Source organism: Neisseria bergeri, from assembly GCA_003044455.1.
Classification (GTDB): Bacteria; Pseudomonadota; Gammaproteobacteria; order Burkholderiales; family Neisseriaceae; genus Neisseria; species Neisseria bergeri.
In genome coordinates, this window is the sequence record POWY01000011.1 from 1 (window position 1) to 20,286 (window position 20,286).

The window sequence follows — 20,286 nt, forward strand, 5'->3', positions numbered from 1 at the left end:
TTAACTTCTGGTCTGCTTCAAAGAAACCGACAGGACAATGTTTAAAACATTATCTTGTCTGTCTTTTAAACAGTGTGAGGCTCAAGGCACTCACACTTATCGGTAATCTGTTTTGTTAAAGAGCGTTGCGAATTATAAAGCATTTCTTCCATCTGTCAAGATATCTCTCGATATTCCCGACATTCTGTGCTATACTTTCCAGTTCGTTCGCCGCTTCGGCAGCAGCGAAGAACCGAACTATACGCCCACCGGGGAAAACGGTCAATACTTTCAGCGGGATTTTTTTGGGGAAATTCGTCATGTCTCTGTCGGATAAGGTTTTTTATTTCCACCAAACGCTGCGCCGCCTCCAACAATCCCTTCCCCCCTCCTCCGGCTGGTGCGCCTTTGTGAATATGCCGTCTGAAACTTGGGGCTTCAGACGGCATTTTGTTTGCTGCTATCAGTCGGCAAACTGTTTTTTCATCCTCTCTCGGCGTTCTTGTGCCTCAACAGATAAAGTGGCTGTCGGGCGTGCCAGCAGCCGCTTCAGACCGATAGGTTCTCCCGTATCGGCACAGAATCCATAATCCCCTTCATCAATATTGCGGATGGTCGCCTGTATTTTACTGAGAAGTTTTCGTTCCCTATCCCGTGTACGGAGTTCCAATGCGTACTCTTCTTCCTGTGTGGCACGGTCGGCGGGATCGGGGGCCGATTCGTGTTCTTGGAGATGTCCTGTCGTAGCGGAAGCATTTTCGATAAGTTCGTCTTGCATTTTTACCAGCAATTCGCGGAAAAAAGCCAAATGGTCGTCATTCATATAATCGTCTTCCGGCCCGCTCCAATTCAAAATATCTTGTTCTGTCAGCTTTGCCATAATGTATGTCCTCTCGGTTCACCGAAAAAAACAAAGCACCACAAAGTGGCTTTATTCCTTTGATTTTTATAAGGCTTATTGCCTAAGGCGTTTTTGAAAACGCGCATCATAACACGTTTTGGATTGGTTTTTTTATTTTCTTTACATTATTGATATTGCCGTTCCATTTCCTGCGAACGGCGCACACAGGCACAAACGCCTTCATTTATGGCTTCGGCGACACGATGCCGTCTGAAGGCTTCCACAGCTTCGTGGGTTGTCCCGCCTTTTGACGTTACATTTTTTTGAAGCTTCTCGAAATCTTCACCCGTCTGTTCGGCAAGGGCAACCGCTCCTTTAAATGTTGCCAGGCTGAGTGCACGTGCTTCTGCCATATCAAACCCTTGTCGGATAGCGGCATTCTGCAAAGCATCCAGCAAATAAAACACATAAGCCGGCCCGCTGCCGCTGATGCCGGTGATGCTGTGCATTTGCGCTTCATCTTCCAACCAAACGGTCAAACCGACAGATTTCATGATTCGATCGGCAATCTTGCAGTCTGTTTCCGATACTTCCGCTTCGGCAAACATACCGGATACGCCCAGCCCGATTTTTCCGGGTGTATTCGGCATAACCCGGACAATGCGGCGTGTTCCCCCGAGGTAACGGCTGAGCGTATCAACCGACAATCCAGCTGCGACAGAAAGCACCAATGCGCCGTTGGTGCGGATATTTTTGCACGCGGCTTCCATATCCTGCGGTTTGACGGCAAGGATTAAAACATCGTCGGAATGAAGCTCCGGCAGGGTTGCCGAAGTTTCGACCCCCAACTCTTTTCCCAAACGTTCGCGTTTTTCCGCACCCCGATTGGCTATATGGATGCGGTAACCGCCTTGTTTGACCAATCCGCCCGCAACGGCAGCCGCCATATTGCCGCCGCCGAGAAAATAAACATTCATTATTTCTACCCTATTCAAAATTACCTGACTAAATTCATTCCCAATTTTTTACCATCGGACGCGCTCGGACAGACCGTTGCGCCGCAACCCCTGCTTTTTCAAACAATCAAAACCTTCCTGTTTGAACGTCTCAATCAAAGGTTTGCCGTCACGCGTACGCCAATCCAACCCGCAGGCTTCAAACTTCCCTATTTTCCTGTAAAAGTAAGATTGTTGTGCGGATTCATATTCATTTGCCCTGACGGAACGATTGCCGTCTGAAAGCGGTATCTCGTAGTCCTCTAAAGACGGCGGACTCTCGCCGCCAATGTCCCAAAAATCGATGGCGGCAGGTTTTCTCGGCTTACACCAGCCGGACAGGGACGAACACTCATACCACCCCGCCAACCGGCAGCCTGCAACCGTAAAGGCAAGCAACGCAGCCATTGCCGTATATTTTATTGCCCGAATTTCCATCAGCCCCTTTTCCCGAAAATCGCACTGCCGATACGGACATGTGTTGCACCGCACGCAATGGCGGCAGGCATATCGTCCGACATCCCCATAGACAGCACATCCGCCTTAACGCCAGCCGCATTGAGGTCGGCAAGCAGCTTTTGCATGGTCTGAAACTGGGTTTTCAACTCCGTTTCACTGCTGTTGGCTTTGGCAACGCACATCAGTCCGCGCACGACAAGGTTGGGCAGCTTCGCCACTTCCACGGCAAGCGCGACCGCTTCTTCGGGCGCGACACCGTGCTTTGCCGTCTCGCCCGCAATGTTCACCTCGATACACACCTGCAAGGGCGGCATCGAGGAAGGACGCTGCCCGCTCAGCCGGACGGCGGTCTTCAGACGGCATACGGTATGCACCCAATGCGCGCGTTCGGCGACAAACTTGGTTTTATTGGACTGCACATCGCCGATGACGTGCCACACGATGTCGGTCAAATCCGCCAACTCTTCCGTTTTACCGTACCACTCCTGAATATAGTTCTCGCCGAAATCACGCTGTCCGGCGGCGTAAACTTCGCGGATGCCGTCTGAAGGGAAAGTCTTACTGACGGCAATCAGGCTGACAGAATGCGGCTCCCTGCCCGCCTGCAGAACCAATTTTCCGATACGGTCGGACACCTCCCGATAACGTTCTTGCAAAACCGTCATAAATTATCCCCGGTAAAAATGCTTAAATAGTTGAATCCCAAGAATCAGGGCAGTAAAATTCAGAAGTAGGAAACACCGAACGACCCAAACATTATACTGGACAATATCCCATTATGCAGATTACCGACTTACTCGCCTTCGGCGTTAAAAACAAAGCATCCGACCTTCACCTGAGTTCGGGCATATCCCCTATGATTCGGGTTCACGGCGATATGCGGCGCATCAACCTTCCCGAAATGAGTGCGGAAGAGGTCGGCAATATGGTAACTTCGGTGATGAACGACCATCAGCGGAAAATCTACCAGCAAAACTTGGAAGTCGACTTCTCGTTCGAACTGCCCAACGTTGCCCGGTTCCGCGTCAACGCCTTCAACACCGGTCGCGGTCCCGCCGCCGTATTCCGCACCATTCCCAGCACCGTCTTATCGCTGGAAGAATTGAAAGCCCCGCGCATTTTCCAAAAAATCGCAGAATCTCCGCGCGGCATGGTATTGGTTACCGGCCCTACCGGTTCGGGCAAATCGACCACGCTTGCCGCGATGATCAACTACATCAACGAAACCCAGCCGGCACACATCCTGACCATCGAAGACCCGATCGAATTCGTCCACCAAAGCAAAAAATCCCTGATTAACCAGCGCGAGCTGCACCAGCACACCCTCAGCTTCGCCAACGCGCTGAGTTCCGCATTGCGCGAAGACCCCGACGTTATCCTTGTCGGCGAGATGCGCGACCCCGAAACCATCGGCTTGGCACTGACTGCCGCCGAAACCGGACACTTGGTTTTCGGCACGCTGCACACGACCGGCGCGGCAAAAACCGTCGACCGTATCGTGGACGTATTCCCGGCGGGGGAAAAGGAAATGGTGCGCTCTATGCTGTCGGAATCGCTGACCGCCGTCATCTCCCAAAACCTGCTGAAAACGCGCGACGGCAACGGCCGTGTCGCCTCGCACGAAATCCTGATTTCCAACCCCGCCGTCCGCAACCTCATCCGCGAAAACAAAATCACGCAGATCAACTCCGTCCTGCAAACCGGGCAGGCGAGCGGTATGCAGACGATGGACCAATCGCTGCAATCGCTGGTACGCCAAGGGCTGATTGCACCGGAAGTCGCACGCAAACGCGCGCAAAACAGCGAAAGTATAAGTTTCTGACACACAACCGCCTTCCGGCCATACCGGCGGGAAAACAAGGTGCAAACACGCGGGGCGGGACGCGGCATCCCGCCCGGTATCCCCTTCAGAACAGGAAGCGTCCGCCTTCCTGTTGAAACCCGCCGCCGCAAACTGCAAGGCTTAAACTGAAAAGAAGTTAACGATGAGTACCGATAACCTGCACGACATCTTGGACGAAATGGTTCAAGTGTATTCTCAAAAAAAACAAAGCCGCTCCGAAACCCCGGCCGAAATCGGCGCACACCTCCACCCGCTGCTCGACCGCCTGTGCGAAACCGCAGAAGCGCAAAGCGCGTCCGACATCCTTATCAGCAAAGGATTCCCGCCCTCGTTGAAAATCAACGGCGCACTGACCCCGCAGCCGCAAAAGGCTCTGACGGGCGAGGAAACCGCCGCCATCGCCGCATCGACGATGAACGCCGAACAATCGGAAATATTCCGGCGCGACGGCGAAATCAACTACTCCGTCCAATCGCGCAGCGGCACGCGCTACCGCGCCAACGCCTACCACAGCCAAGGCCACGCGGGTTTGGTTTTGCGGCGCATCAACCACGTCATCCCTCAAATGCAGGAATTGGGTCTGCCCGAAAAACTCAAAGACCTCGCCGTCGCGCCGCGCGGGCTGCTGATTATCGTCGGGCCTACCGGTTCGGGCAAATCTACCACGATGGCGACTATGCTCGAACACCGCAACAAAACCCTGCCCGGCCATATCGTTACCATCGAAGACCCGATAGAGTTTATCTACAAACCGCGCCGCTGCATCTTTACCCAACGCGAAATCGGCGTCGACACCATAAACTGGCAGACGGCGGTACAAAACGCCATGCGCCAGTCCCCCGACGTGGTCTGCATCGGCGAAGTCCGCAGCAGGGAAAATATGGAATACGCGATGCAGCTCGCCCAAACCGGCCACCTGTGCATTTTTACGCTCCACGCCAACACCGCGCCGCAGTCGCTCGAACGCATACTCAACTTCTACCCTAAAGAACAGCACAAACAAATACTGATCGACATCGCCCTCAACCTGTCCGGTATCATCTGCCAACGCCTCGCCCTCAAAAAAGACAAAACGGGCAGGACGGCGGTTGTCGATTTGCTCATCAACACGCCCGCCATCCAAGACTTCATCCTGAAGGGCGACCTGATGAACATCAATAAAATCATGGAAACCGCCAAAACCGACGGAATGCAGACGATGGACCAAAACCTTTTCGAACTGTACCGGCACGGCATCATCAGTTACGAAGAAGCCCTGCGCCAGTCCGTTTCCGCCAACAACCTGCGATTGCACATCCAACTGTACGAAGAAGGCAAAATGCCCGAACTCCTTTACGACAGGGTCAACGGTCTCAACCTCGTTTCCTGATCCGCAAAACCCAATGCCGTCTGAAAACCGCATCCCCGTTTTCAGACGGCATGATTTTATCCGCCCCATTCATGTGCTACACTTTATTCACTTCATAACAATAAACCGGTAAAACCATGAAAACCCCACCCCTCAAGCCTCTGCTCATTACCTCGCTTCCCGTTTTCGCCAGTGTCTTTACCGCCGCCTCCATCGTCTGGCAGCTTGGCGAACCCAAGCTCGCCATGCCCTTCGTACTCGGCATTATTGCCGGCGGTCTGGTCGATTTGGACAACCGCCTGACCGGCCGTCTGAAAAACATCATCGCCACCGTCGCCCTGTTCACCCTCTCCTCACTTGTCGCGCAAAGCACGCTCGGCACAGGTTTGCCATTCATCCTCGCCATGACCCTGATGACTTTCGGCTTTACCATCATGGGCGCGGTCGGGCTGAAATACCGCACCTTCGCCTTCGGCGCACTCGCCGTCGCCACCTACACCACCCTCACCTACACCCCCGAAACCTACTGGCTGACCAACCCCTTCATGATTTTGTGCGGCACCGTACTGTACAGCACCGCCATCCTCCTGTTCCAAATCGTCCTGCCACACCGCCCCGTCCAAGAAAGTGTCGCCAACGCCTACGACGCACTCGGCGGCTACCTCGAAGCCAAAGCCGACTTTTTCGACCCCGACGAAGCCGAATGGATAGGCAACCGCCACATCGACCTCGCCATGAGCAACACCGGCGTCATCACCGCATTCAACCAATGCCGTTCCGCCCTGTTTTACCGCCTTCGCGGCAAACACCGCCACCCGCGCACCGCCAAAATGCTGCGCTACTACTTTGCCGCCCAAGACATCCACGAACGCATCAGCTCCGCCCACGTCGACTACCAAGAGATGTCCGAAAAATTCAAAAACACCGACATCATCTTCCGCATCCACCGCCTGCTCGAAATGCAGGGGCAGGCATGCCGCAATGCCGCCCAAGCACTCAGGGCGGGCAAAGACTACACATACAGCAAACGCCTCGGCCGCGCCATCGAAGGCTGCCGCCAGTCGCTGCGCCTCCTTTCAGACGGCAACGACAATCCCGACATCCGCCACCTCGGCCGCCTGCTCGACAACCTCGGCAGCGTCGACCAACAATTCCGCCAACTCCAGCACAACAGCCTTCAAGTGGAAAACGATCGCATGGGCGACACCCGCATCGCCGCCATAGAGACCGGCAGCCTCAAAAACACCTGGCAGGCAATCCGTCCGCAGCTGAACCTCGAATCAGGCGTATTCCGCCATGCCGTCCGCCTGTCCCTCGTCGTTGCCGCCGCCTGCACCATAGTCGAAGCCCTCAACCTCAACCTCGGCTACTGGATACTGCTGACCGCCCTTTTCGTCTGCCAGCCCAACTACACCGCCACCAAAAGCCGCGTCCGCCAGCGCATCGCCGGTACCGTACTCGGCGTAATCGTCGGCTCGCTCGTCCCCTACTTCACCCCGTCTGTCGAAACCAAGCTTTGGATCGTCGTCGTCAGCACCACCCTGTTCTTCATGACCCGCACCTACAAATACAGCTTCTCGACATTTTTCATCACCATTCAGGCACTGACCAGCCTGTCGCTTGCAGGGTTGGACGTATATGCCGCCATGCCCGTGCGCATCATCGACACCATTATCGGCGCATCCCTTGCCTGGGCGGCGGTCAGCTACCTGTGGCCCGACTGGAAATACCTCACGCTCGAACGCACCGCCGCCCTTGCCGTACGCAGCAACGGCGCCTATCTCGAAAAAATCACCGAACGCCTCAAAAGCGGCGAAACAGGCGACGACGTCGAATACCGCGCCACCCGCCGCCGCGCCCACGAACACACCGCCGCCCTCAGCAGCACCCTCTCCGACATGAGCGGCGAACCCGAAAAATTCGCCGGCAGCCTGCAACCCGGCTTCACCCTCCTCAAAACCGGCTACGCCCTGACCGGCTATATTTCCGCCCTCGGCGCATACCGCAGCGAAATGCACGAAGAATGCAGCCCCGACTTTACCGCACAGTTCCACCTCGCCGCCGAACACACCGCCCACATCTTCCAACACCTTCCCGAAACCGAACCCGACGACTTTCAGACGGCATTGGATACACTGCGCGGCGAACTCGACGCCCTCCGCACCCACAGCAGCGGAACACAAAGCCACATCCTCCTCCAACAGCTCCAACTCATCGCCCGACAGCTCGAACCCTACTACCGCGCCTACCGACAAATTCCGCACAGGCAGCCCCAAAACGCAGCCTGAAAAAGTTTCGGCATTTTGAAAGAAAGGGCAGATTGTCAGACAGGTTGCAAGATAGTGGATAAGGCTTTGCGCAGGGTAAATGCGCAGGTAGGAGGCAGCTGTAGGGTGGATACATAAGGTGGGGGAATAGGATGGACTGTACGATGAACTGTAGGGCAGGCTTCAGCCCACCATTTCCACCAACCCCAACACCCAATCGATTATTCCCACCATCTTCATCAACTCAAAAACACAAACGGAAGAAAGGGATTCCTGCCTGCCGATTACGACTGTTTCAACGATTTGCCCACAATGTCATGTGTTTTCGATGATGTTGTGAAGTGATGAGGTTGGTCGAGACGGTGGGATTGATGGAAGTGGTGAGATTGGTGGACTGAAACCTACCTTACAGCCTGCGCGCGGCAGGCGGCGGCATGGGAAAAACAGGCAGGAATAAAAAACGCGCCCAAAAATAAAAGATGCCGTCTGAAATTGTTTCAGACGGCATCTTAATTTCTGACAAAGTATTACCCCTACCGTATCCAATCACCAATCTTAATTATGGTGCGGGTCGGCATTGCCATGCCGACGCGGTTTTGTCTGAAAATTCGGGCAGGTGCGGACGACAATGGTTTTCCAGTATACGGAATAACGGCAAACCTGTGCGTATGCCGTAAAAAATGCCGTCTGAAGCCTGTTCGGACGGCATTTCCATAGAAATGCATCAGGCGGTTTTGTTTTTGAGGGGGAGTTTAACATGGGGTTTGGCGGGTTTCGGAGCTTCTTTCAAACCGAGTTCGATTTGCTGGACTTCGCTCAAGAGGTTGCTCCAGTCGCCTTTTTTGTACCACTCGCGCCCGTCCAGCTCAATGGGGTGTTGGATGCGCTCGCAGCCGTTGCCGCACTGCAAATCGTCTTCGCGGCAATATTTGTCGCAACCCCAGCAGATGCGCTCCGGATTTTTTGGGAAAATGGGGAATTTTTTTGCCATATTCGGTGCCTTGTTTTTTATTGGATGAAATTATAGGGGATACGGCGGTGGCGGTTTCGGGTTTATACGGTTTTTACGCGCGGGTGTTAAGGTTTGTGAAATGCCGTATTATGAGGCGGTGTCGGTATTTTATACGGTAGATGTGTCAAGCGCGGGGGTGTTTTTTGGGGATAAGGTGGGGGAGTTGGTAGGATGGGTGGATTGGTGGGCTGAAGCCCACCCTACAGCCCCCCCCTACGGCTTTCTATAAAAATACCTAAACCGTCATTCCCACAAACCTACATTCCGTCATTCCCACGAAAGTGGGAATCTAGGACTCGGGACTGGAGAAACCTTTTTACCCGATAAGTTTCCGTGCCGACAGGTCTGGATTCCCACTTTCGTGGGAATGACGATTTGGAAATTACCCGAACCCAAAAACAACTGAAACCGAACACACTGGATTCCCGCCTGCGCGGGAATGACGGCATCGGTCTGCCGTTTTCAGCCGGCATTTCAGCTCAATCCAACAACGCATCCACAAACGCGCGCGCGTCAAACGGACGCAAGTCGTCTATGCCTTCGCCCACGCCGATGTAGCGGATGGGGACGGGACGGTCGGAGGCAAGCGCGGCGAGGATGCCGCCTTTTGCCGTGCCGTCTAGCTTGGTAACGATTAAACCGGTCAGCCCCAATGCGTCGTCAAAGGCTTTGACTTGGTTGACGGCGTTTTGACCGATATTGGCATCAAGCACGACGATGATTTCGTGCGGCGCGTCGGGCATGGCTTTTTGCAACACGCGCTTCACTTTTTTGATTTCTTCCATCAAATGAAGCTGCGTGGGCAGGCGGCCGGCGGTGTCGGCAAGCACAATGTCGATGCCGCGCGCTTTGGCGGCTTGGACGGCATCAAAACAAACGGCGGCGGAATCGCCCGTGGTTTGCGAAATCACGGTTACGTTGTTGCGTTCGCCCCAAGCTTGAAGCTGCTCACGCGCGGCGGCACGGAAAGTATCGCCTGCCGCCAGCAGCACGGATTTGCCCTGCGCTTGGAAATATTTGGCGAGTTTGCCGATGGAGGTAGTTTTGCCCGCGCCGTTGATGCCCGCAAGCATGATGACGAACGGCTCTTTCGTTTCTGGCAACACCAGCGGTTTTTCCAAAGGCTTAATCAGGTCGTACAAGGCTTCTTTCAGCGCATCACGCAATTCGTTGCCGTCTTTCAGCCCTTTGAGGCTGACGCGGTCGCGCACGTCTTTCATCAGGTATTCGGTGGCTTCCATGCCCATATCGCTGGTAATCAGCACGGTTTCCAGCTCTTCGTACAAGTCTTCGTCGATTTGCCCGCCGCCGAACACGCCTGCCAGCGATTTCGCCATTTTGTCGCGCGATTTGGTCAAACCTTGTTTCAAACGCGCCGTCCAACTGAGCTTGTGTTCTTCAGTTGTCGCAACGGCTTCTTGAACTTGCTCGACAGCCTCGCTGACGGTTTCGGCAACGGCTTCTTTCGCTGCTTCGACTTGTTCCGCTGCTTTTTCCGCAACCTCAGCCGCTTCAGACGGCATCTCGGCAACGGTTTCCCTTACCTGTTCAACCGCACTACTGACGGTTTCAGCAACAGCTTCTTTTGCCACTTCGACTTGTTCCGCTGCTTTTTCAGCCGCTTCCTCTGCTTCAGACAACATCTCGGCAACGGTTTCCTTTACTTGTTCAACCGCACTACTGACGGTTTCAGCAACAGCTTCTTTTGCCGCTTCGACTTGTTCCGCTGCTTTTTCCGCAACCTCAACCGCTTCAGACGGCATCGCGGCAACGGCTTCCTTTACCTGTTCAACCGCACTACTGACGGTTTCAACAGCCGATTCGACCTGCCCTTTGACGCTTTCCGTTAAAGATTCAGCATCTTCTTTAATATTTTCAACTATTTGAGCAACTTCAGACTCTACTTTTGCTGCGGTTTCCTGAATTTGAGCCTCCTCTGGAGCCGGAGTTTCCTGTTTTTTCTTGCGACGGAAGAAGCTGAACATTGAATTTTCCTTTTAATTTTAGAAACTTGAAATAGGGCGTATTGTAGCGTATTTTGCGCAGCAAGGTTGCCCGAAAATCAGGGCTGTAAGGTTTCGGCATCTCAAACGTCTAATCATACAAACCGTCCACACAGGAAACATCAAAATGAAACCTCGTACTTTCTTTTCCCTTTGCGCCAAGTTCGGCTGTCTGTTTGCGCTGGGCGCATGTTCGCCCAAAACCGCCGATGCCGGAACCGCGACCGTGCCGCACACTTTGTCCACTTTGAAAACCGCGGACAACCGCCCCGCCGATGTTTACTTGAAAAAAGACAAACCGACGCTGATTAAATTCTGGGCGAGCTGGTGTCCTTTGTGTTTGTCCGAATTGGGGCAGACCGAGAAATGGGCGCAGGATGCAAAATTCGGCTCCGCCAACCTGATTACCGTCGCGTCTCCTGGCTTTTTGCACGAGAAAAAAGACGGCGACTTTCAAAAATGGTATGCCGGTTTGAATTATCCCAAGCTGCCCGTCGTTACCGACAACGGCGGCACGATCGCCCAAAACCTGAATATCAGCGTTTACCCCTCGTGGGCGTTAATCGGTAAAGACGGCGACGTGCAGCGCATTGTCAAAGGCAGCATCAACGAAGCGCAGGCATTGGCGTTAATCCGCGACCCGAATGCCGATTTAGGCAGTCTAAAAAATTCGTTCTACAAACCCGACACACAGAAAAAGGATTCAGCAATCATGAATACGCGCACCATTTACCTCGCAGGCGGCTGCTTCTGGGGCTTGGAAGCCTATTTCCAACGCATAGACGGCGTGGTTGACGCGGTATCCGGCTACGCCAACGGCAAAACGAAAAATCCGAGCTATGAAGACGTGTCCTACCGCCATACGGGTCACGCCGAAACCGTCAAAGTTACCTACGATGCCGACAAACTCAGCCTCGACGACATCCTGCAATATTATTTCCGCGTCGTCGATCCGACCAGCCTCAACAAACAAGGCAACGACACCGGCACGCAATACCGCAGCGGCGTGTACTACACCGACCCTGCCGAAAAAGCTGTCATCGCCGCCGCCCTCAAACGCGAGCAGCAAAAATACAAACTTCCCCTCGTCGTCGAAAACGAGCCGCTGAAAAACTTCTACGATGCCGAGGAATACCATCAGGACTACCTGATTAAAAACCCCAACGGCTACTGCCACATCGACATCCGCAAAGCCGACGAACCGCTGCCGGGCAAAACCAAAGCCGCCCCGCAAGGCAAAGGTTTCGACGCGGCGACGTATAAAAAACCCAATGATGCCGAACTCAAACGCATCCTGACCGAAGAGCAATACCAAGTTACCCAACACAGCGCGACCGAATACGCCTTCAGCCACGAATACGACCATTTGTTCAAACCTGGCATTTATGTGGACGTTGTCAGCGGCGAACCCTTGTTCAGCTCCGCCGACAAATACGATTCCGGCTGCGGCTGGCCGAGCTTCACGCGCCCGATTGATGCAAAATCCGTTACCGAACACGACGATTTCAGCTACAACATGCGCCGCACCGAAGTGCGCAGCCATGCCGCCGATTCGCACTTGGGACACGTCTTCGCCGACGGCCCGCAAGACAAAGGCGGACTGCGCTACTGCATCAACGGCGCGAGCCTGAAATTCATCCCGCTGGAACAAATGGACGCGGCAGGCTACGGCGCGTTGAAAGGCAAAGTGAAATAATCCGCACCGCCGCCTAACCCGACAAAATGCCGTCTGAAACCCGAAACGTTTCAGACGGCATTTTTTATCCGATGGGGATTGTGTTCAGACGGAGATTTTGTTCAGACGGCATCGCCGCCGCTTTCTACCAGCCCCGCCAACCTTTCCAACGCAAAGGCGACCGCCTGCGCGCGGACGGATTCGCGGTTGCCGTCAAAACGGCGTATTTCTTCATAACTTCCGCCCGGAAAGGCAAACCCGAACCAAACCGTGCCGACGGGTTTGCTTTCGCTGCCGCCGCCCGGGCCGGCGATGCCGGAAATACCGACGGCGTAATCCGCCTGCGCCACGGCTTTCGCGCCGCGCGCCATCTCATAGACGGTTTGGCGGCTGACCGCGCCGTGTTCGAGCAGGGTTTCGGGCAACACGCCCAAGCGGTCTTCTTTGGCTTTGTTGCTGTATGTTACAAAACTCTGGTCGAACCATTGCGAACTGCCTGCAACGCTTGTGAATGCGGCGGCAAGCATTCCGCCCGTGCAGGATTCGGCACAGCTTACGGTTTGACGTTTTTTCGTCAGATTTCGGGCGATGGTGTGCAATGCGTCCATTTCCCACTCCCCTTTCAGACGGCGTTTAAGAATTGATGATGTGTATGTCGCGTTGCGGGAACGGGATGTTGATATTGACTTTGCGGAGGTTTTCGACCACTTGTTCGTTCAAGTCGCATTGCAGCGTCCAGCGGTCCGACTCGTGTGCCCAGGCCCACAATGTGATTTCGATGGCGTTGTCGCCCAAGGCGGTGATGTAGGCGGCGGCCTGCCGCTCTTCGTTTTGAATGCTCAAGGGGTGTTCGGTGGCGGCTTTCAACACCGCCTCTTTCGCCACTTTCAAATCGCAGTTGTAATCGACGCCGACAACCACTTGGGCGCGGCACAGCGGCAGTGTGGAACGGTTGACGATGCTGTTGCCCATCACCACGCTGTTGGGCAGCACGACTTCTTCGTTGTCGGTCGTCCGCAAAGAAGTCTGCACCATTTTGATTTCCCAGACAAACCCTTCAAAACCGCCGACGCGGATAAAGTCTCCGACTTTGAACGGGCGGAACAGGATAATCAGCGCGCCGGCGGCAAAGTTGGACAGTTGGTCTTTCAGGGACAACGCCACCGCCAAACCCGCGCCGCCGATTAAGGCGGTTACGGATGTTGTGGAAACGCCCAATCTGCCCAATGCGGCAATAATCACCAAAATCAATAAGCCGATATTGGCAACATTACACAAAAAACTAATCAGCGTGGCATCGACCTTGGCGCGCGTCATCGCCGCCCTCATTACGGCGACAATGCGTTTCGCCGCCCATTTCCCAATCAGGAAAATAAGCAGCGCGGCGGCAAGGTTCAGCCCGAACGCCCACGCCTTTTCAGCCAGATGCTCCCAGCCGGAAACACTCATCAGGTGTAAAAAATCAAATTGTTTGAAGTCCATTGTTTTTCCTCTCGATCGAACATCCGCCCTGTGCTGCGGAATCGGCACCGGTGTAAAAATGCCGTCTGAAGCCCTGCGGGGCGGTATGTTTGTTTTATTTCAAAACCGTCCTGATCCAACGGGAAACCCATCCGCGCTGGTTCGCATCAATATCGCGCTGCGCGGGGGCGGTGGTGTGCGTCGGTGCTTGTGCAAAACGGAACACATCAGGCAGGCGCGTGTTTTTGACGGCGGGGTAAACCCACATTTCGGACGGAACCGCCTGCTGCACTTCCCGACTTTGCAGCCATTGCACCAGTTTTGCCGCCAGCTTCGGCTGTTTCGCGCCCTTCAAGACCGCCGCGCCTTCGACCTGACGGAATACGCCGCCTTTTAAAAACAGGTTGCCCGTCGGCGGCTCGCTGTATTTGCCTTTGGAAAAATACACTTCCGCCGCAGGGCTGGCGGCATAACCGACCACCAGCGGATACGCGCCGCCGTTGTGCGAAAAGTCGGTGTAATACGCCTCGCTCCAGCCTTTGGCGACCTTCACGCCGTTCTGCCGCATCTGTGCCCACCATTTGAACGCGCCTTCTTCACCCATCCCGCTGATGTTCGCCATCAGGAAGCCCAAGCCGGGGGACGACGTGGCGGGGGACGGCACGACCAATAGGTTTTTATATTCGGGGCGGGTCAAATCCTGCAGGGTTTGCGGCAGGGGCAGCTTTTGGCCTTCAAACCATTTTTTGTCGTAATTGATGGACACATAGCCGTAATCGACCGCCAAAGCCGAAGGCAGCCCGACCGCGACGGGGGCGGATCCGGGTTGCGCCGCCGCTAAAATACCCATTTCCCGCGCCTTGCCGATATTGGCGTTGTCCAAGCCGTACACCGCGTCGGCGATCGGGTTGGCGCGGCTCAAAATCAGTTTGTTGAGCATTTCGTTCGCGCCGCCCGCCTGAATAATCGACACTTTCGCATCGTTTGCCCGCTCGAAGCGCGCAATCAGCCCTTTGGGCAGGCTGAACGACTTATGCACCGCCAGCCTGACTTCCGTCTGAGCCTGCAGGTATGCCGAAACTGCCAGCAGCGGCAGCAGCCAAATTTTCCGTTTCATTCCGAGTCCTCCTCTATTCGCTGTAAAATAACATTCTAACAAATTTTCACGGTTCAAAATGCAAGAAAACCCGACCGTGTGGCTGTTCGACCTCGACAACACGCTGCACGATGCCGACGCAGGCATCTTCACACTCATCAACCGCGCTATGACACGCTATATGGCACGCCGCCTCAAACTCTCCGAATCCGCCGCGTCCGACCTGCGTCAAGACTATTGGCACCGTTACGGCGCAACGCTCGCCGGCCTGCAAATCCACCATCCCGAAATCGACATCGCCGAATTTTTGCACGAAAGCCATCCAATCGATGCAATCCTAACCAGGCTGCACGGCATGGCGGATACGGAAAACACCCTATGCCGTCTGAACGGGCGCAAGGCGGTTTTTTCCAACGGGCCGTCGTTTTACGTCCGTGCCGTTGTCGGCGCACTCGGTTTGGAAAACCGTTTCGACGCACTGTTCGGCACGGATGATTTCGGGCTGCTGTACAAACCCAATCCGCAAGCCTATCTCAATGTCTGCCGCCTGTTGGACGTACCGCCCGAATGCTGCATTATGGTGGACGACAGCGCGGACAATCTCCATCAGGCAAAAGCATTGGGCATGAAAACCGTCTGGTTCGGTGCAAAATCCCACGCGCTGCCCTTTATCGACGCCTCCGTAAGCGATATGGCGCAACTGGCACAGTATGCAGAAACTTTGTCAGAACACCGCCAAACTCATTACAATACCCTCTAAACCCCGAAAATACGAAAGAAAAGCCATGCGTAAAACCTTCCTTATTCTGATGACTGCCGCCGCCGTACTGTCAGGCTGCTCATGGGAAACCTACCGGAACGAAAACGGCAAAACCGCCGTCCGTCAAAAATATCCTGCCGGTACACCCGTTTATTACCAAGACGGCAGCTACTCGAAAAATATGAACTACAACCAATACCGCCCCGAACGCCATGTCGTGTTGCCCAACCAAACCGGCAACAACGCCGACGAAGAGTCCCGCCAACACTGGCAAAAGCCCAAATTTCAAAACCGATAAACCCGCCCGATGTCGTCTGAAGCCGCTTCAGACGGCATAGCACAGGAAACCGTCATGCCGCAAAACACTTTAAACATCGTCATCCTCGCCGCAGGCAAAGGCACGCGCATGTATTCCAAAATGCCCAAAGTGCTGCACTGCATCGGCGGCAAGCCCATGGTTGAGCGCGTTATCGACACCGCCGCCGCACTGAATCCGCAAAACATCTGCGTCGTCATCGGACACGGCAAAGAGCAAGTTTTGAATACTGTCAAACGCGATGTCGTCTGGGTCGAACAAACCGAACAGCTCGGCACCGGCCACGCCGTCAAAACAGCCCTGCCCCACCTTTCCGCCGAAGGCCGCACGCTGGTGTTGTACGGCGACGTTCCTTTAATTGACGTTGAAACCCTCGAAACCCTGCTCGAAGCCGCAGGCAACGAAGTCGGACTGCTGACCGACGTTCCCGCCGACCCGACAGGCTTGGGCCGCATCATCCGCGACAGCAACGGTAGCGTAACCGCCATTATCGAAGAAAAAGACGCAAGTGCCGCCCAAAAAGCCGTGAAAGAAATCAATACCGGCATTTTGGTTCTGCCCAACGCCAAACTCGAAGCTTGGTTGAACAGCCTTTCCAGCAACAACGCCCAAGGCGAATATTATTTAACCGACCTCATCGCCAAAGCCGTTGCCGACGGTATTAAAGTTCATCCCGTCCAAGTACGCGCCTCCTACCTCGCCGCCGGCGTGAACAACAAACTCCAGCTCGCCGAACTCGAACGCATCTTCCAAACTGAACAGGCGCAAGAATTGCTCAAAGCAGGCGTAACCCTGCGCGATCCGGCGCGTTTTGATTTACGAGGCCGTCTGAAACACGGGCAAGATGTCGTGATTGATGTGAACTGTATCTTTGAAGGCGAAGTCGAAATCGGCGACAACGTCGAAATCGGCGCAAACTGCGTCATCAAAAACGCCAAAATCGGTGCCAACACCAAAATCACCGCCTTCTCCCACCTCGAAGACTGCGAAGTCGGACAAAACAACCGAATCGGCCCCTATGCCCGCCTGCGTCCGCAAGCACACCTTTCAGACGACGTACACGTCGGCAACTTCGTCGAAATCAAAAACGCCGCCATCGGCAAAGGCACAAAAGCCAACCACCTCACCTACATCGGCGACGCCGAAGTCGGCAGTAAAACCAACTTCGGCGCGGGCACGATTATTGCCAACTACGACGGCGTGCACAAACACAAAACCGTCATTGGCGACGAAGTGCGCATCGGTTCAAACTGCGTACTGGTTGCCCCTGTAACACTGGGCAACAAAGTAACCACAGGCGCAGGCAGCGCGATTACCCGCAACGTCGAAGACGGCAAACTCGCCCTCGCCCGCGCCCGCCAAACCGTCATCGAAGGCTGGGTAAGGCCGGAAAAAGACAAACAATAAAGCCATGCCGTCTGAAGCCGGTTTCAGGTTTCAGACGGCATCAAACCCCTCTGATATCAGATAAGGACTGCAAACCATGTCATTACCCCCATGCCCGCAATGCGCCTCCGAATACACCTATGAAGACAGCGGACAATACATCTGCCCCGAATGCGCCCACGAATGGAATGAAACCGAATCCACCGCCGACCTTGCGGAGGAAGTGCGCGATGCCAACGGCGCGGCGCTGCAAAACGGCGACACCGTCATCCTCATCAAAGACCTCAAGGTAAAAGGCAGCTCGATGGTGATCAAACAAGGTACGAAAGTCAAAGGCATACGCCTGCAGGAAGGCGATCACAACATCGGCTGCAAAATCGACGGCAGCGCGATGAATTTAAAATCCGAATTCGTCAAAAAAGCCTGACCGCCCAAAACAAGAAACGCCGTCCGAACCCGTTTGGCAAGGTTCGGACGGCGTTTTCACAGTGCGGATAATATCGATTGTTTTTTTTTGAAAGATGACGATTCTATCCTTTTTTATTGCAAACTGAAGCAACCACTTGACTTAAAGGGTGATTCCGATTAACCTGCTCCATCTTCAGTTTAGGGAAATCTTGTGTAACAATATTACCATTCGAATCAAGTCTTTGCATAAATTCAACCCCTACACTCTGGTTGTAGCAGCTAACCATGACTAGGTAAAATAGAGCCCACCCTTTCTTAAGCCCTAATTCCTCAAAATCATCCGTCGCTCCTATTATCACTGGGACTCTCCTATATTCACCCATACGCGTAATATTTTTACCCACAATCAACACCCCGTTGTCACCTACTGTACCCAAGAACGACGTCTTACTTAATATTTTTTCTACAGATACAGACGCATACGCAGATGAAGAAACCAACAGCAAGAAAACAATAAAGGCTTTTATTTTTCCGATAACAGACAAACTATTCATCACATCCTCCAAACTCAAACGACATTTTCTCCGTATCCAACACACACTTCCGGTCTGTCTCAACAGGCGGTTCGTCAGGAAAAAAGCCTATTCCCTCTCCCGCATCGCGAGACCCATTGGGAATGGGGCGTATCGGCAAGTTTTCCCTCAGTAAATCGCTCTCCCCTTCTTTCATCCTTTGAATACATTGCCGGACGATTTCCTCATCCCTATCGTCGGCAGCGCGTATATTCCCATAACAATAGTTTGAATCTTCCGAAAACCTGTTTAAATAAATATCCACAAATACGGGAATTTTTTTACTCATATTGTTCTCCGGTATGTTTATAACTTGAGGTACTTTCCGTCAAGGAAAGTACCTCAAAAGTGTACACTTTTGAAAAAATCTGCCCGGGTAACAAACCAATGCCTACACCGCTGATTCAAAATCCGAATTCGTCAAAAAAGCCTGACCGCCCAAACAGTAAAATGCCGTCTGAACCCCTTGTCGGATTCAGACGGCATTTATCCGTCAGGCAAGTTTATACGCCCAGCAGCCCTTGCCCCAAGAAGCCGCCTTTTTCCACGCCGGGCAAGACGAAGAAATAGCCGCCGCCAAAGGGGCTGATGTATTCTTCCAGCGGTTCGCCGTTGAGGAGGTTTTGCACGAAGATGAATCCGTCGGCAAGGTTTGCCTGATAGCAGACGAACACCAGCCCGACATCAAGCTGTCCGCTTGAGGCGAGTCCGCGCGAATAGCTGTAGGCGCGGCGGAAGAGGCGGTGTTTTTTAAGGAACTCTGGATCGCGCGGGTTCGCCAGGCGTATATGGCTGTCTTTGGGCGTGGTATTCCCCTCGGGGTCTTTAGCAAAATCCGGTTGGTCGGCTTCTTTTTTGCCGTCCATCGGCGCGCCGCTGTATTTGCGCCGCCCGAAAATGTCGGTTTGCTCTTGAAGCGGCGTCCTGTCCCAAAACTCGACAAAGTGGCGGATAAGGCGGACTGCCTGATAGCTGCCGTTTTTCGCCCACTCCGGTTCGTCGAGGCTGTTGGCGGCTACACCCGTCCACAAAACCTCGTCGGCGGTTTTAGGATCGGAAACTTTGGGGTTGCCCGTGCCGTCGCGGAAGCCCAACAGGTTGCGCGCCGCCATCGCGCCGGGTTCGGATTTGGGCTGCCACCCGTCGATACTCCAGCGGATAACGGCGGTTTGGGCGGTGTGTTTAATGATGTCTCGCAGGGCGGCTTGGCAGGTTTCGGGGGTGAAGGCGCAGATTTGCAGGCTCAAATCGCCGTCGCACCAGCTTTTTTGCAGCTTATCGTTGGAGAAGTCGCGCATTTCCTGCAAATGAACCGGTTTTTTGTCTTTGAGTCCGAATCGGCCGTCAAACAAGCTGCTGCCCACCCCCACGGTAACGGTCAATCCGTCCGGGTTGAAGGCTTTGCCCAAAATGCCGCTGCCAGCGGGTGGAAGTTTGTCGTCGCCGTCTTGGTATTCGCCGCCTTGGGTGAGAAACTCGATGCGGGCGGTCAGTGTGCGGAACAGGTTTTCCAGCTGCTTGGCACTTTGCGCGGTAACGTCGAAGGCGCACATAATGGAAAACGCCTGCTGCGGCGTAACGATGCCTGCCTGATGTTCGCCGTAGCAGGGATAAGCTTGGGGCGAGTGTTGGCTTTCGGCGGTGCGTTCGGCGGTTTCGCCCTGTTTTTTGCCGCCGAGATAACCTCCGATTGCGCCGACTGCTCCGGCTGCGATCGCAGTTTTAAAGAGAGTGCGCCTGGTCGGTTGTGTCGGGTTGTTCGTACTCATGTTTTATCCTTTGTTTAAACTCTGTATCCGATACAGCGGAACGCGGGGAACGGAAACCTCCGCCTTTTCCAATACCTTTCCGGTTTTGCAGATAAA

General features: G+C 54.2%; 21 protein-coding genes. 8 read left to right on the forward strand and 13 right to left on the reverse strand.

Translation table 11 applies throughout. The features are described 5' to 3' along the window. Positions 1 to 442 precede the first annotated feature (442 nt). The 4 genes from dksA to DBY86_RS09950 form a co-directional block, all read right to left on the reverse strand. On the reverse strand, positions 443 to 859 hold the full coding sequence (gene dksA / locus DBY86_RS09935; protein ID WP_025457529.1) for an RNA polymerase-binding protein DksA: 417 nt from the start codon (positions 857 to 859) through the stop codon (positions 443 to 445). Between the two features lie 146 nt (positions 860 to 1,005). Beyond that, on the reverse strand, positions 1,006 to 1,815 hold the full coding sequence (gene proC / locus DBY86_RS09940) for a pyrroline-5-carboxylate reductase (RefSeq protein WP_301001448.1): 810 nt from the start codon (positions 1,813 to 1,815) through the stop codon (positions 1,006 to 1,008). 30 nt (positions 1,816 to 1,845) lie between these two features. Then, positions 1,846 to 2,253 (reverse strand): hypothetical protein, encoded by a 408-nt coding sequence (locus tag DBY86_RS09945; protein ID WP_002221801.1) that lies wholly within the window; start codon positions 2,251 to 2,253, stop codon positions 1,846 to 1,848. Next, a complete protein-coding gene (locus tag DBY86_RS09950; RefSeq protein WP_107819852.1) occupies positions 2,253 to 2,939 on the reverse strand; it encodes a YggS family pyridoxal phosphate-dependent enzyme in 687 nt (228 codons plus the stop codon). The genes DBY86_RS09945 and DBY86_RS09950 overlap by 1 nt, the downstream gene beginning before the upstream one ends. A gap of 113 nt (positions 2,940 to 3,052) precedes the next feature. Between DBY86_RS09950 and pilT the strand changes: the two genes are divergently transcribed. From pilT to yccS, 3 genes are all read left to right on the forward strand, one after another. Further along, entirely contained in the window at positions 3,053 to 4,096 is a 1,044-nt protein-coding gene (pilT, locus tag DBY86_RS09955) for a type IV pilus twitching motility protein PilT (RefSeq protein WP_107819853.1), read from the forward strand. A 163-nt stretch (positions 4,097 to 4,259) separates the two neighbouring features. Continuing rightward, on the forward strand, positions 4,260 to 5,486 hold the full coding sequence (locus tag DBY86_RS09960) for a PilT/PilU family type 4a pilus ATPase (RefSeq protein WP_101148277.1): 1,227 nt from the start codon (positions 4,260 to 4,262) through the stop codon (positions 5,484 to 5,486). Between the two features lie 116 nt (positions 5,487 to 5,602). Then, entirely contained in the window at positions 5,603 to 7,753 is a 2,151-nt protein-coding gene (yccS, locus tag DBY86_RS09965; RefSeq protein ID WP_107819854.1) for a YccS family putative transporter, read from the forward strand. 538 nt (positions 7,754 to 8,291) lie between these two features. On the opposite strand, the gene DBY86_RS13110 is transcribed toward yccS, so the two are convergent. The 3 genes from DBY86_RS13110 to ftsY form a co-directional block, all read right to left on the reverse strand. After that, positions 8,292 to 8,441, reverse strand: a complete 150-nt coding sequence (locus DBY86_RS13110; RefSeq protein WP_159068582.1) for a hypothetical protein — start codon at positions 8,439 to 8,441, stop codon at positions 8,292 to 8,294. A 15-nt stretch (positions 8,442 to 8,456) separates the two neighbouring features. Next, positions 8,457 to 8,723, reverse strand: a complete 267-nt coding sequence (locus DBY86_RS09970; RefSeq protein ID WP_107819855.1) for a DUF3079 domain-containing protein — start codon at positions 8,721 to 8,723, stop codon at positions 8,457 to 8,459. A gap of 500 nt (positions 8,724 to 9,223) precedes the next feature. Further along, positions 9,224 to 10,387 (reverse strand): signal recognition particle-docking protein FtsY, encoded by a 1,164-nt coding sequence (ftsY, locus tag DBY86_RS09980; RefSeq protein WP_465120004.1) that lies wholly within the window; start codon positions 10,385 to 10,387, stop codon positions 9,224 to 9,226. A 487-nt stretch (positions 10,388 to 10,874) separates the two neighbouring features. On the opposite strand from ftsY, the gene msrAB reads away from it, so the two are divergent. Further along, complete coding sequence (gene msrAB, locus DBY86_RS09990) at positions 10,875 to 12,443, forward strand: bifunctional peptide-methionine (S)-S-oxide reductase MsrA/peptide-methionine (R)-S-oxide reductase MsrB (RefSeq protein ID WP_082300465.1); 1,569 nt, start codon at positions 10,875 to 10,877, stop codon at positions 12,441 to 12,443. A 101-nt stretch (positions 12,444 to 12,544) separates the two neighbouring features. On the opposite strand, the gene DBY86_RS09995 is transcribed toward msrAB, so the two are convergent. The 3 genes from DBY86_RS09995 to DBY86_RS10005 form a co-directional block, all read right to left on the reverse strand. Beyond that, complete coding sequence (locus DBY86_RS09995; protein ID WP_082300464.1) at positions 12,545 to 13,030, reverse strand: CinA family protein; 486 nt, start codon at positions 13,028 to 13,030, stop codon at positions 12,545 to 12,547. Between the two features lie 25 nt (positions 13,031 to 13,055). Beyond that, complete coding sequence (locus DBY86_RS10000; RefSeq protein ID WP_082300463.1) at positions 13,056 to 13,904, reverse strand: mechanosensitive ion channel family protein; 849 nt, start codon at positions 13,902 to 13,904, stop codon at positions 13,056 to 13,058. Between the two features lie 94 nt (positions 13,905 to 13,998). Continuing rightward, complete coding sequence (locus DBY86_RS10005) at positions 13,999 to 15,000, reverse strand: thiamine ABC transporter substrate-binding protein (RefSeq protein ID WP_082300462.1); 1,002 nt, start codon at positions 14,998 to 15,000, stop codon at positions 13,999 to 14,001. A 58-nt stretch (positions 15,001 to 15,058) separates the two neighbouring features. On the opposite strand from DBY86_RS10005, the gene DBY86_RS10010 reads away from it, so the two are divergent. The 4 genes from DBY86_RS10010 (at position 15,059) to DBY86_RS10025 (ending at position 17,868) form a co-directional block, all read left to right on the forward strand. Beyond that, positions 15,059 to 15,739 (forward strand): pyrimidine 5'-nucleotidase, encoded by a 681-nt coding sequence (locus DBY86_RS10010; protein ID WP_107819858.1) that lies wholly within the window; start codon positions 15,059 to 15,061, stop codon positions 15,737 to 15,739. A gap of 25 nt (positions 15,740 to 15,764) precedes the next feature. Then, a complete protein-coding gene (locus tag DBY86_RS10015; protein ID WP_101148242.1) occupies positions 15,765 to 16,037 on the forward strand; it encodes a membrane lipoprotein lipid attachment site-containing protein in 273 nt (90 codons plus the stop codon). A gap of 54 nt (positions 16,038 to 16,091) precedes the next feature. Continuing rightward, positions 16,092 to 17,462 carry a bifunctional UDP-N-acetylglucosamine diphosphorylase/glucosamine-1-phosphate N-acetyltransferase GlmU gene (gene glmU / locus DBY86_RS10020; RefSeq protein WP_101148248.1) on the forward strand — a complete coding sequence of 457 codons (1,371 nt, stop codon included), beginning with the start codon at positions 16,092 to 16,094 and terminating at the stop codon, positions 17,460 to 17,462. 76 nt (positions 17,463 to 17,538) lie between these two features. Continuing rightward, the gene (locus DBY86_RS10025; protein ID WP_101148241.1) at positions 17,539 to 17,868 is read left to right on the forward strand and encodes a zinc ribbon domain-containing protein YjdM; all 330 of its coding nucleotides are present in this window, start codon (positions 17,539 to 17,541) and stop codon (positions 17,866 to 17,868) included. Positions 17,869 to 17,971: 103 nt separating this feature from the next. Here the strand turns inward: DBY86_RS10025 and DBY86_RS10030 are convergent, their stop codons facing one another. The 3 genes from DBY86_RS10030 to efeB form a co-directional block, all read right to left on the reverse strand. Then, a complete protein-coding gene (locus DBY86_RS10030) occupies positions 17,972 to 18,421 on the reverse strand; it encodes a hypothetical protein (protein WP_143726558.1) in 450 nt (149 codons plus the stop codon). Then, positions 18,396 to 18,710: a hypothetical protein gene (locus DBY86_RS10035; RefSeq protein ID WP_101148239.1), complete on the reverse strand. Its 315-nt coding sequence runs from the start codon at positions 18,708 to 18,710 to the stop codon at positions 18,396 to 18,398. The genes DBY86_RS10030 and DBY86_RS10035 overlap by 26 nt, the downstream gene beginning before the upstream one ends. A 214-nt stretch (positions 18,711 to 18,924) precedes the next feature. Beyond that, positions 18,925 to 20,190, reverse strand: a complete 1,266-nt coding sequence (gene efeB, locus DBY86_RS10040) for an iron uptake transporter deferrochelatase/peroxidase subunit (RefSeq protein ID WP_101148238.1) — start codon at positions 20,188 to 20,190, stop codon at positions 18,925 to 18,927. Positions 20,191 to 20,286 lie beyond the last annotated feature (96 nt).